General features: G+C 63.5%; 8 protein-coding genes. 6 read left to right on the forward strand and 2 right to left on the reverse strand.

Annotated features, from left to right (window positions below):
- Window positions 1–31: 31 nt before the first annotated feature.
- A complete protein-coding gene (locus tag J7E82_RS11230) occupies window positions 32–274 on the reverse strand; it encodes an acyl-CoA carboxylase epsilon subunit (RefSeq protein ID WP_308113769.1) in 243 nt (80 codons plus the stop codon).
- Window positions 275–276: 2 nt separating this feature from the next.
- Window positions 277–1,860 carry an acyl-CoA carboxylase subunit beta gene (locus tag J7E82_RS11235; RefSeq protein WP_214862693.1) on the reverse strand — a complete coding sequence of 528 codons (1,584 nt, stop codon included), beginning with the start codon at window positions 1,858–1,860 and terminating at the stop codon, window positions 277–279.
- A gap of 230 nt (window positions 1,861–2,090) precedes the next feature.
- Here J7E82_RS11235 and J7E82_RS11240 point away from each other — a divergent pair, with 230 nt between their 5' ends.
- The 6 genes from J7E82_RS11240 (at window position 2,091) to J7E82_RS11265 (ending at window position 13,282) form a co-directional block, all read left to right on the forward strand.
- Window positions 2,091–3,002, forward strand: coding sequence for an NAD(P)-dependent oxidoreductase (locus tag J7E82_RS11240; protein ID WP_214862694.1), 912 nt, complete (start codon window positions 2,091–2,093; stop codon window positions 3,000–3,002).
- A gap of 54 nt (window positions 3,003–3,056) precedes the next feature.
- A complete protein-coding gene (locus J7E82_RS11245) occupies window positions 3,057–4,037 on the forward strand; it encodes a biotin--[acetyl-CoA-carboxylase] ligase (protein ID WP_214862695.1) in 981 nt (326 codons plus the stop codon).
- A complete protein-coding gene (locus tag J7E82_RS11250) occupies window positions 4,030–4,641 on the forward strand; it encodes a PH domain-containing protein (protein WP_214862696.1) in 612 nt (203 codons plus the stop codon). The genes J7E82_RS11245 and J7E82_RS11250 overlap by 8 nt, the downstream gene beginning before the upstream one ends.
- Complete coding sequence (locus J7E82_RS11255; RefSeq protein WP_214862697.1) at window positions 4,638–5,837, forward strand: adenylate/guanylate cyclase domain-containing protein; 1,200 nt, start codon at window positions 4,638–4,640, stop codon at window positions 5,835–5,837. Before J7E82_RS11250 ends, J7E82_RS11255 begins: the two co-directional genes overlap by 4 nt.
- Window positions 5,838–6,097: 260 nt before the next feature.
- A complete protein-coding gene (locus J7E82_RS11260) occupies window positions 6,098–12,175 on the forward strand; it encodes an Ig-like domain-containing protein (protein ID WP_214862698.1) in 6,078 nt (2,025 codons plus the stop codon).
- Between the two features lie 135 nt (window positions 12,176–12,310).
- On the forward strand, window positions 12,311–13,282 hold the full coding sequence (locus J7E82_RS11265; RefSeq protein WP_214862699.1) for a MoxR family ATPase: 972 nt from the start codon (window positions 12,311–12,313) through the stop codon (window positions 13,280–13,282).
- Window positions 13,283–13,289: the final 7 nt, after the last annotated feature.

Below are 13,289 nucleotides of genomic sequence, written 5' to 3' on the forward strand. Positions count from 1 at the left end.
CGGCTTCGCCGCCGCCCCGCTGCCCAACGTGCTATCCGCGGCTTCGCCGCCAGGCCCCAGGGCCGGGGGTGGGCTCCAGCCTCAGCTGCTGGCGCCGCACCCAGTGACGCACGCTGGGTTTGGTGGATGCTGCCGGCTCGGGTGCCTCAAGGGAGGCAACGACGGCGGCAAGCGCGGCCAGTTCCTCCGGCGTGGGATCTCCCTTGGCCACTGTGAACAGGACAGGCTCGGGCAGGGCAGCGTTGAGGGCGGTCTCGGCAGGCTGTTCCTGGATGCTCACAGCGGAATGTTTCCGTGCTTCTTCGTGGGAAGGCTGGCCCGCTTGTCGCGGAGTGCCCGGAGACCCCTGATGATCTGCAGCCTCGTCTCCGAGGGCGCGATCACTGCGTCAACATAGCCAAGCTCGGCGGCCTGGTACGGATTCAGGAGCTCTTCCTCGTACTGCCGGATGATGTCTGCGCGCTTGGCCTCAACGTCGCCGCCGTTTTCGGCCACCCCCGCCAATTCGCGACGGTAGAGGATGTTCACTGCACCCTGGGCACCCATGACGCCGATCTGGGCTGTGGGCCAGGCCAGGTTGAGGTCGGCTCCAAGCTTCTTGGAACCCATAACGATGTACGCGCCGCCGTAGGCCTTGCGCGTGATCACGGTCAGCTTGGGGACTGTAGCTTCGGCGTAGGCATAGAGCAGCTTGGCTCCGCGCCGGATGATCCCCTGGAACTCCTGGTCCTTACCGGGCAGGAAGCCGGGAACGTCCACCAGCGTGATGATGGGGACGTTGAAGGCGTCGCAGTGGCGGACAAAGCGTGCGGCTTTTTCCGAGGCGGAGATATCGAGGGTCCCCGCGAACTGCATCGGCTGGTTCGCCACGATGCCCACAGTGTGTCCTTCCACGCGGCCGTATCCGATCAGGATGTTCGGCGCGTAGAGGGACTGCATTTCGAGGAAGTGGGCATCATCGACGATCTGTTCGATGACCTTGCGCACGTCATAGGGCTGGTTCGCCGAATCCGGAATGAGGGTGTCGAGGGCGAGATCGGTGTCGTCCACCTCGAGTTCCTGCTCGTGTTCCAGGACCGGTGCCTCGGAAAGGTTGTTGGAGGGCAGGAAATCAAGCAGTTCCCTCACGAACTCGATGGCGTCAGCTTCATCTGAGGCAAGGTAGGTGGAGGTGCCGGTGGTGGCGTTGTGCTGCCTGGCGCCACCGAGTGTCTCCATGTCGACGTCTTCTCCCGTCACCGTCTTGATGACGTCCGGGCCCGTGATGAACATGTGCGAGGTCTTGTCCACCATCACCACATAGTCGGTCAGCGCGGGGGAGTAGGCGGCGCCACCGGCACAGGGCCCCATGATGAGCGAGATCTGCGGGATCACGCCCGAGGAATGGACGTTGTTCCGGAAGATGTCGGCGAACATGGCCAGGGACGCCACGCCCTCCTGGATACGGGCCCCGCCGCCGTCGTTGATTCCCACCATGGGGCAGCCGTTGCGGAGGGCGAACTCCTGGACCTTGACGATCTTTTCGCCGTTGACCTGGCTGAGCGAGCCGCCGTACACACTGAAGTCCTGGCTGTAGATTGCTACAAGTCGGCCGTCCACGGTCCCGTAGCCGGACACTACGCCGTCGCCCAGGGGCTTCTTCTTCTCCATGCCGAAAGCTGTGGAGCGGTGGACGGCGAGTGCGTCGAATTCGACGAAAGAGCCTGGATCTACCAACAAGTCGATACGTTCGCGGGCAGTGTTCTTGCCCCGTGCATGCTGCTTCTCGATGGCCTCCGGGCCGGAGGGTTGTTCCGCGCGGGCCTGGCGTTCGCGGAAATCGGCAATCTTTCCCGCAGTAGTGGTCAGGTCGTGGCTCATCAAGTGTCTCCGGCTCTGTAGCTGAATGAAGCTGGCGGTATCCGGCGGAAACGCATTAAGTAGCATCCGCACAAAAATCCGGCCCTGTTGGCTAGTCTAGTGGCGCCATAGGCGCCAACCCCTGTAGAAACCCTACAACTTTCCGTTGTCTTATCGGAGCTCAATCAAGGCGCTGGCGGGCATTCCGCCAAAGTTACCCGCGAGTAACATACTTCCGCTACAGTGTCCCTATGACTCCAAGCGATGACGCTGTTGCACGCTCCGGCGGCCCCCAAGACCAGAGCCCCTATCAAGCACGCGGCTCCCTGAGAGGCCGCACCATACTCATGTCCGGCGGGAGCCGGGGCATTGGCCTCGCCATTGCCAGGCGCGCTGCCCGCGACGGCGCCAACATCGTCCTCATGGCAAAGACAGGGGAACCGCACCCGAAGCTGGAGGGGACGGTGCACACGGCGGCCCGGCAGCTGGAGGAAGCCGGCGGGCAGGCCTTGGCCCTGGTGGGAGATGTCCGTCATGACGAGGACGTCGCTGCCGCCGTGGCCGCCGCCGTCGAGCGTTTCGGCGGGATCGACATCGTCGTCAACAACGCCTCCGCGATCGACCTGTCCAAAACCGACGACCTGGACATGAAGCGCTACGACCTTATGCAGGACATCAACGTTCGCGGCACCTTCCTGCTGTCCAAGCTTTCCCTGCCGGTGCTGCGCAAGGCCGAAGGGGCGCACATCCTGACCCTCTCGCCGCCCTTGAACCTCGATCCCAAGTGGGCAGGAAGGCACCTGGCCTACACGATGGCCAAATATGGCATGAGCCTGACCACCCTCGGCCTGGCCGAGGAGCTCCGCAACGACGACGTCGCCGTAAACTCCCTCTGGCCCTGCACGCTGATAGATACTGCAGCGATTCGGAATATGCCGGGAGGGGAAGCCATGGTGAAGGCTGCCCGTGGCCCTGAAATCGTGGCGGACGCCGCCCATGCCATTCTCACAGGCAGCAATCTAGCGCCGGATGCTGCGGCGGGCAGCAACAGCGGAAACTTCTACACTGACGAACAGGTGCTCCGTTCCGCCGGCGTGAGCGACTTCACACCGTACAGCCTTGGGGCCCCCGAGGACCGCCTGGTTCCCGATATCTTCCTCTGAACTGGACTGGGTCCAGGGCACACCGACTATCGCACTGCTGGATAGGATTCTGATATGGATGCCGAACAGCCCGCCAGCGAATCGCCTAAGCTCCGCCCCAGCCTGGATCAGGAAGCCCTGACCAATGCGGATTTCCTCGCTTCAGCCGGAATCTCGCGGCTGCAGGTAGTGGAGTCGACTGGATCCACGAATGCCGACCTACTGAACGCCGTGGCACTGGAGCCGCGTGAGTGGCCTGACCTGGCGGTGTTGACGGCGGAGCACCAGACGGCTGCAAGGGGTCGCCTCGATCGCCATTGGGATTCGCCGGCCAGGGCCGCGGTCTCGGTTTCGATCGTGCTGCGTCCCGTCAATGCGCAAGGCCTTCCCCTGCCTTCGTCCAGTTACTCTTGGCTTTCGCTGCTGGCCGCTATCGCCCTGCGGGAGACCCTCATCGAAACGGCGGGCCTGCCTGCCGAGATCAAGTGGCCGAACGATGTCCTGGTCCGGGGACGAAAGATCGCCGGGATCCTGGCGCAGCTCAGTCCTGCACAGCTCGATCCTGGAAAATTCGGTTCTGAGAAGCCCGGCTCTGAGAAGCCCGGTTCTGAGAAGCCCGGTTCACGGGGCGACGGCATGGCCCGGGCGGTCATCCTCGGTACCGGACTGAACGTGCTGCTTGATGAAGCGGAACTTCCGGTCCCTACAGCCACATCCGTGCTGCTCGAACAGCCGCTGACGACCGACCGTACGGAACTCCTGAAGACTTACCTCTCCCGCTTTGCCTCGCTGTACCGCAGCTTTTGCAACGCCGACGGCGACCCTGCCGCCGGGCTTGCAGGCGGACCTTCCTTGCACAAGCGGGTGGAAGCTGCGATGGTCACGCTGGGCAAGGAAGTCCGGGCACAGTTGCCGGGCGACCACGAGATCATTGGCCATGCTTCACGGCTGGACGAATACGGTTCCCTGCTTGTGGTGGACCATGCAGGCCGGGAACACGTGGTGACCGCCGGCGACGTCGTACACCTCAGACCCACCGAAAGCGGCTATGCGTAAAGAGCTCCTGCCGGGCGAGCAGGTCATCGTTGTGACCCGCCGCCAGGCCAGGATGCTAGGGGGACCCGTTTTGGTTTTCATACTTGTCCCGGCGCTGGCAGCATATGGCTGTGCCTGGATAGTCAAAGGAGGGCCGGCCAAGCTCCTGCCGATCCTTGACGCCACATGGACGCCGTGGTTCCTGGCCGCCTGCATTGGGATAGCCGCCGCAATCATCGTGGGGTATAGCCTGCGGCGCTTCCTCAAGTGGCGGGCAGTTCGCTATATCCTGACGAGTCGGCGGATAGTTGCCAGGTTCGGCATGTTTCGACGGCGGGACTGGCAAGTGTCGCTGGCTGCCATTCGTAATGTCGGAGTTCAGCAATCGGTCCTCCAGCGGATATTTCGTTCAGGGAATATATCCTTGGATACCGGGCACCCCGGCGGCACGATCATGACGGACGTTCCGGAGGTGGCAAAGTTCAGAAGCTTCATACTTGACGCGATCGATGAACTCCCGGAGGGTGAGATTTTTGAGGCAGGTGCCGTGGAAGATTTCGCCGACGCGGATTTTTTGCGGGAAATAGGCGGAAATACGCGAAATGAGAGAAGGTGGAAGAGATGAGCGTTGAAGAGCCGGTGTCCGTCGAGGACATGGATATTGAGTCCGACGCCGTACCGGAGCCTTCCGACCCCGCCCTCTCAGACCCTGTACCTTCAGACCCTGTACCTTCAGATCCTGCACTTTCCGTCGCCGCGTCTCCGCCCACGGGCAGCCTGTCCGAGGAACGCATAGGGGCCAAGGCTCTTGAGGCCAGGCTTCTTGGCGGGGAACGCAAGCTGCGTCGGAGGGAAGTGGCTGCTGGAGCGGGGGTCTCCCTGCTGTCGGCGCGCAAGCTATGGCGTGCCCTCGGCTTCCCCAACTTCGGTGACGAAGACGTGGCCTTCACGGAACGCGACCAGGCAGCGCTGTCCACCATTGTCGACCTCGTCCGTGCGGGCAAGCTAACCGAGCAGGCCGCTATTTCGGTCACCCGGGCCATCGGCCAGATGACCGACCGCATGGTGGTCTGGCAGGTAGAAGCCCTGGTCGAGGACATGGTGGCGGAACAGGGGTTGAGCGATCCTGCGGCACGAAAGCTGCTGGTCAACGAGCTTCCCTCGCTCATAGACACCCTTGAAGAAGTCCTCGTCTATTCATGGCGACGGCAACTCAACGCGGGCGTGCAGCGGCTGGCGCTGAGGGCCGAGGCCGGACTGCAGGCCAGCGAGGCGGGCCGTGAGGGTGACGAGGACGATTCCCCGCTGCCGCTGGCACGCGCCGTCGGTTTTGCCGACCTTGTCTCCTACACGAGCCTCTCCCGGCGCATGAACGAAAAAACCCTCGCCCAACTGGTGCAGCGCTTCGAGAACAAGTGCGCTGAGATCATTTCCGTCGGCGGCGGCCGGTTGGTGAAAACTGTTGGCGACGAAGTGTTGTATATCGCCGAAACACCTGCCGCCGGGGCGGAAATTTCGCTGGCCCTGGCTCAGGCCTTTACCGAGGACGAGATCCTGCCCGAGGCGCGGGTCTCCATGGTGTGGGGCCGGATTCTTTCGCGGCTAGGTGACATCTACGGCCCGACCGTCAACCTCGCAGCACGGCTCACAGCCCTGGCCCAGCCCGGCACCGTCCTCATCGACGCCACCACCGCAGCGGCCCTTGGCCAGGACGAACGCTTCATCCTGGTGCCGCAGAAATCGGAGAACGTTCGCGGATTCGGTGAAATCCATCCGGTCGTCCTCGCCCGGGGCCGTGGCAGGGGCCTGGTTCTCGACTGAGTCCTCCCTGACTAAGCCCTTCCGACTAATCCCCACCGCCTCATGGGGAGCACTCCCCATCGCGGACCGCACGTCCTTCCATTTAGGCTGAGGTGGCGGCGGCCAGCACGTTGGAATGCGCTGGTCCCCGTGGGATAGTCTTAGGACTTGAAAAATTCCGCCGCCGTATGGGGGTACTGCGGAATGTCACCATGGCCAGCGTCGATCAGACGGTTTGGAGGCTGCGTCACGCGGCCGTGATAAAAGGGAATTGAATAGCTGTGTCAACTTTGTTCGGCAAGCTGGGGCTGAGGAAGCGCCGGAACAAACTCATGACCACCACTGGCCTTACTGCGGCAATCGCAGTGCTGGTGACCAGTGCCATCCTTTACCCCGGATACAAGACCGCAGAGGTGGAGCTTAACGACGGCGGCGTGTGGGTGGTCAGCAAGACCAAGAACGCCGTGGCGCGGCTGAACTATCCCTCCAAGGTGCTCGATGGAGCCGTCACCCCTGCCAGCACGACGTTCGACATCCTCCAGCACGCGGACACAGTCTTCGTGGACGACGATTCCGGTTCCACGCTCAACCAGGTCTCGGCAGCCAATATGCGCCTCGCCGGAGACAAGCAGCTTCCGTCCTCAGCCCAGGTGAGCTTTGGCTCCGAGGTTCTCTCCGTGACTGACCCGGCGGGCGGCCGCGTGTGGGCGCTGTCTCCCTCGACAATCAACAGCTTCGACGAAGAAGGCACGGAGCCTGTCCTGCTTGGCTCCGAAGGTGTTGTGTCCGCCGTCGGCGCCGATGACCGGATCTACACCGCGGATCCCAAGTCCGGCGAAATCAAGGCCACCAAGGTAGGCGCCGACGGCGTCAATGCCGGCTCCGACGTCACCATAGTGGAGGAACTCAAGGGAGCCGGCGATTTGCAGATCACGGTAGTGGGCGACAAGCCGGTGGTCCTCGACTCCGCCAACGGCAATCTCTTCCTCCCCGGCGGCAGGCGCCTCCAGCTTCAGGACGCCCGGGACGCCAAACTGCAGCAGACCGGCTCCGAGAGCGGTTTTGTGGCCATCGCCACCCAAAAGGCACTGCTGAAGCAGCCCCTCGACGGCGGAACCGCCGCTACCGTCACCTTCGACGGCCAAGGCATACCCGCGGCCCCGGTCCAGCTGGCAGGATGCGTCCATGCAGCCTGGTCCGGCGCCAACAAGTACGTTCGCGACTGTGCCAGCGACGCCGACGACAAAAAAGTGGACGTTCCCAAGGCCAGCGCCGCCCCGAGCTACGTGTTTCGCGTCAACCGCGACCTTGTAGTGCTCAACGACGTCAACTCGGGCAGCGTGTGGATGGTCAACCAGAACATGCAGCTCGTCAACAACTGGGACGACGTCGTCCCGCCCAAGAATGAGTCCGACGAGCAGGACCAGGATTCTGCGGACAACAACACCATCAACGTCTTGCCGGACCGGACCAAGCCCAACCGGCCGCCGGAGACCAAACCCGACGAATTCGGCGTACGTCCGGGGCGCACCACCATCCTGAGTGTGCTGGACAACGACTCGGACCCCGACGGCGACGTCCTGAGCGCCTCGGTGGGCGGCAACGCTCCGAAGACCGGCGTGTTGGAGAACATCTACGGCGGTTCGGCGTTCCAGATCTCGCTGCCGGCGGACGCCAAACCCGGTACGGAAATCCTCGACTACAATGCGGCAGATGGCAGGGGACTGTCCGCCGGCGGAAAGGTCACCCTCAATATCGTGGGGCCGAACGACAATAAAGCGCCGGTGTTCAAGCGGGCGGATCCCACCACCATCCTTGTTGAACAAGGCAAGACCGTATCGCAGAACATCCTCACCGACTGGATGGATCCTGACGGCGACGACCTGGTCCTCCTGGACGCCAAGGCCGACAACGAGCAGGACCAGGTGAAGGTCCGTCGCGATGGCCTGCTGACCTACCAGGATTCCGGTGCCGCTCCGGGCAAGAAGAACGTCACTGTCACGGTCTGGGATGGCCGTGCCACCACCACAGGTCGTGTTGTCATCAACGTCCAGCCTCCGGGGGCCCTTGCTCCGGTGGTCAATGCCGACCACGTCACTGCCGTCGTCGGACAGGACCTTGTGATCGCGCCGCTCAAGAACGACGTCGACCCCAACGGCGGCGCCCTCCGCATCGCCCATGTCGAAGCAGCCGGCCCTGCGGAACTTGGCCCCGTGACCGACGGCGGGACGTTCACCTTCCGCAGCGAAACACCAGGCCCGGTCTACCTGACGTACATCGCCAGCAATGGCCCACAAAGCAGCCAGGGACTGATCCGTGTGGACGTGGAGTCCGGGAAGGATGCCGGTAATCCGGTAGCTGTGCACGACGTCGGACTGCTGCCGGTCGGCGGTAATGTCCTGGTGGATCCGCTGGCCAACGACTCCGACCCCTCCGGGGGCGTACTGGTGCTGCAGTCAGTGGAACTGCCGGAAAATGCCACAGCTTCCGTCAGTGTCATCGACCACAGCGTCCTGCGCGTCACTGACGTTTCGGGTACCAAAGAACCATTCGTGTTCAAGTACACGATGTCCAACGGCAGCAAGTCGGCTACAGGAACAGTCTCCGTGGTCCCGGTCCCGGCCCCCGCCGTCGTCGAGGCCCCGCAGCCCAAACCGGACGAAGTAAACGTGCGCGTCAACGACGTCGTCACTATCCCGGTGCTTGCCAACGACACCCACCCGCAGGGCGAAAAACTCTCCGTTGACCCGGTCCTGGCCCAAGGCATCGCCGAGGAGGACGGCAAGGCGTTTGTCTCCGAGAACACCCTGCGTTTCATCGCCGGCCCGGCACCCAAGACAGTCAGGGCCATCTACAACGCCGTGGACCCCCAGGGCCAGAAGAGTGCGGCGGCCGTCACCATCCACATCCTGCCGCTGGAAGGCGCTGAAAACTCCCGTCCCCAGCCAAAGAACCTCACGGCGCGCGTAGTGGCCGGCGGCACAGTCCGTATCCCGGTCATGCTGGACGGCATTGATCCCGACGGCGATTCCGTACAGCTGACTGGCATCGACAGCACTCCGAATATGGGTACCGCCACGGTGGGAAGCAGCTTCATCGATTTCGTGGCCGCGGGCGACGGGGCTGGCACCGACACCTTCCGGTACAAGGTCATCGACCGGCAGGGCGCCGTTAACACCGGTACGGTGACTGTAGGTATTGCCCCACGAGGAGATACCAACCAGAAGCCAGCGCCAGTGGATGATCAAGTCATGGTTCGGCCTGGACGCGAGATCGCAGTCGACGCCACAGCCAATGACGCGGACCCGGACGGCGACCTCATTCGGATCGTCGGTGATGCAATCGAAGCCGATCCTGCGCTCCAGGCCCGGCTCAGCGAGGAGAGCGGCCGCATCCTCCTCACGGCACCCGGCGAGGAAGGGACCGTGAACGTCCGCTACTCCGTTGCCGATGACCGCGATGCCCGTGGACAGGCCAGTATCCGGGTCATCGCCAGGAACGACATCCCCCTGCTTGCTCCCATCGCCCGCGATGACCGGGTCACGTCCGCGCAGACCCTTGGGAAGACCGCCGTCGACGTCCCCGTCTTGAAGAACGATGAGGACCCTGACGGCGTGGGGGAGAACCTTAAAATCAGCACGACGTCGGAAACCGCCACACCCGGTGCCAACGGCAACCTCGTTGTCGAGCTGACCGAGCAGGCCCAGCTCATTCCCTACACGGTGGAGGACGTTGACGGCCAGAAGTCCACGGCTATCGTCTGGGTTCCGGGCGTCGGCCAGCAGGTTCCCACCCTCGCGAAGGACGAAGTAGTTGAGCTCGTATCGGGCCAGTCCGTCACCGTAGACCTTAAGGAATGGGTCAAGGTCCGCGACGGCCGCAGCCCTCGCCTGACGCAGCTGGACCGGATCAAGCTGATTGGCTCTGACGGCGGGGACCCCGTGGCGAACGACGGCACCGCGCTAAAGTACACAGCCAGGCAGGACTACGTGGGGCCCGGCTCCATCAGCTTCGAAGTCACGGACGGAACCGGCCCGGATGACCCGAACGGTCTCAAGGCGACCCTGAGCATCCGTACCAAGGTGCTGCCCGACCCCAACAAGAACAACCCGCCAGTCCTGCTGGGCAGTGACATTGACGTGCCGAAGGGCGACGCGGCCAGCATTGACCTGGAGAAGCTGACTTCGGATCCGGACCGCGACGACGTCCAGAACATGCGCTATGAACTCGTCGGCGGCAGCCCCGCAGGCTTCAATGTCAACCTGGACGGCAAGGTGCTCAAGGCCTCGGCGAACGACTCCGCGAAGACCGGCGAATCCGGAGCGGTACAGGTGAAGGCCACGGACTCCCGCGGGCTGGAAACAACCGCTACCTACAACCTCACCGTCACTGCTTCCAACCGTCCCAAGCCGGTGGCAAATGACGACGTCGAGCCGAACGCGGCCGCCGGCAAGGCGGTCACGGTTGACGTTCTCGCCAATGACGCGAACCCCTTCCAGGACGCTCCATTGAAGGTTGTCAGCGCCTTCACGGAAACGGGCCAAGGAACGGCGGAAATGAACGGTGACGCTGTGACGGTTACTCCGGCCGACGGCTTCACCGGAACCATGGTGGTGGCCTACACCGTGGAGGACAAGACCGGCGATGCCTCGCGCAACGCCACCGCGCGTATTCGGCTTACGGTCAAGGACGAGCCCATGGCCCCCACCACGCCCCAGGCAGCGAGCGTAGGAGACCAGACGGCCCTGCTGAACTGGACCGCGCCCGCTGACCGGGGTTCTCCGATCACGAAGTACACTGTGCGCGGTGAGGGCGGTTTCGAGCAGGACTGCCCGGCCAACACCTGCACCCTCAACGGCCTGACGAACAACACGAAGTATCACTTCACTGTCACTGCCACCAATGAGTTCGGCGAGTCTGATCCGTCGCCTGCCTCGGCTGAGGTACGTCCTGACGCCAAGCCGGACACTCCGCTGGCGCCCGCGCTGAAGTTCGGGGACAAGCAGCTCAACGTGACCTGGACCGCCCCGGCCAGCAAGGGCTCACCGATCAAGAGCTACGACCTGGAGATTTCCCCCGCACCGCCGGGACAAAACCCCCAGATCCAGAACCTTACCTCGACCAGCTACGTCTGGAACGGACTGCAGAACGGCGTGGCGTACAAGGTGCGGGTCCTGGCACGTAACGATGCCAAGGATCCATCGGATTGGAGCCCCTACTCGGCGGCCGAAACGCCGGCGGGGGTCCCCGCTACCCCCATGCCGCCTACGGTCTCTGGTGCAGGGTCAGTAGGCAGCCAGTCCCAATTGCGGGTCAGCTGGCAGGCTCCGAACAACAACGGGGACGCCGTTTCTTCCTACACATTGACCACCTACCGTGGCGGGACCGCCGTTACTTCGCAGCAGGTCGGCGCCACCTCGCAGAACGTCACGGTGGACAACTCCGAGGCCGACTACACCTTTACCGTGGCCGCCACCAACAAGGCCGGAACCAGCGGAACCAGCGGACGATCCGCTCCGATCCGGGCTGCCGGAAAACCCGGGATGGTCAACAGCGGCACCGTCCAGGAGACCGGGACAAGCGGTCAACTCAGGGTGACTTTCACCGAGCTGACGGACGCCCAGCGCAATGGCTCGAGGGCTGACGAGATCCGGTACAGCTGGTCCACGGCCTATGGGTCCGGCGCCATTGCAGCAGGTGGCGGGGTGATCAACGGACAACCGAACGGCACCAACGTAACCGTCAACATCATCGCTACGTCCATCAAGAACAACATGTCCGGTGACGCGAAGGCCATTGGCTCAGGGAACCCCTACGGGCCGGCTAACGCCCCCAATGTTGACGGTCGCAAGTCCGCCACGGGTGACGGCGACGTGCATTGGACCTGGAACAATCCGGCCATGAACGGACGTCCCCTTGACCACTACGAGGTCAGCTACGAAGGCGGCGCCTGGACTAGCGTGGGAACGGCCAACAGCTACAGCCGCTCCGCCGGCGGCTGGGATCAGTCGCGCACACTTCGTGTCCGTGCCGTGACCGTGGTTGATGGTGCCATTGGCAGTGCCACATCGGCATCCGGTAACGACCCCACACCGCCGCAAGCGCAGATCCAGGTCAAGGCAGCAGACGTGCGGACCTGCCCGGGCAAGCCGGGCCTGCCGGACTCCTATTCGCCATCCGGGCCGAGCTGCGGCGTCGGCTGGGTGGAGCGTTCCTGGGGCCGGCTGACGATCGACTGCACGAAGGATATCTACGGCAACGGCACGCCCTGGTACCGACTCACCCAGTCGGAGAAGTCCGGCTGGTACGTAAAGTCCACGACTGTGGACCTTTACGGTGCAAGGCCCGGCGGATGCTGACCGTGCAACGCGGGGTCACTTACGGCCTATCAGCAGCACCCTTATGGGCGCCAAGTGACCCCGCGTTTGCTTTAGACCCGGCTGCCCAAACACACACGCTCTTCAAAACAGAACCAAACGGGAGAGGAACACCCCATGACCATGACAATCGAGCAGGCCGAATGGTTTGCAGCTACCTTCGAGAAGCTCGTTGCCAATGTGGGCCAGGCGGTGCTGGGCAAGTCCCACGTCATCCGGCTGACGATCACCGCCATGCTGGCCGAGGGCCACGTGCTGTTCGAGGACGCCCCGGGTACGGGCAAAACGTCGCTGGCACGTGCCCTGGCTGCCACGGTTCAGGGTTCACACAACCGCATCCAGTTCACCCCTGACCTGCTGCCGTCCGACGTCACCGGCGTCACCATCTATGACCAGAAGACGCAGAAGTTCGAGTTCCACAAGGGCCCGATCTTCAGCAACATCGTCCTCGCGGATGAAATCAACCGCGCCTCACCCAAGACCCAGTCCGCGTTGCTGGAAGTCATGGAGGAATCGCGCGTCACGGTGGACGGCACCACCTACGAGGCCGGCAGGCCCTTCATGGTTCTGGCGACCCAGAACCCCATCGAGCAGGCGGGAACCTATCGACTGCCGGAGGCACAGCTGGATCGCTTCCTGATCAAGACATCAATCGGCTACCCGGACCACTCCTCAACGGTCCAGTTGCTTGGCGGCAGCAACCTCAAGGACCGTTCGCGTGACCTGACCCCGATCATCACCACGCAGGCCGTCGCCGACATGGCCGACCTCGCCGCCACAACACACATCGATACTGCTGTGCTGGAATACATCTCCCGGCTTTGCGAAGAGACCCGGAACGCACCGGAAACCCGCTTGGGGGTGTCGGTAAGAGGGGCACTGGCCATGGTCCGGGCGGCCAAGGTGTGGGCCGCCGGCCAGGGGCGCAATTTTGTCCTTCCCGATGACATCAAGCAACTCGCAAGCGTGGTCTGGACCCATCGCTTCGTTATGGACCCTGAGGCGGAATTCTCCGGCGCCACGCCCGAGGCCGTGCTGAAGCGGGTGCTGTCCGACGTCGCCGCTCCGCAGCAGCGTGCCAGCGTCTAAGGCAGCG

The sequence above is a fragment of the Arthrobacter sp. ISL-30 genome, assembly GCF_018613855.1.
Lineage (GTDB): Bacteria > Actinomycetota > Actinomycetes > Actinomycetales > Micrococcaceae > Arthrobacter.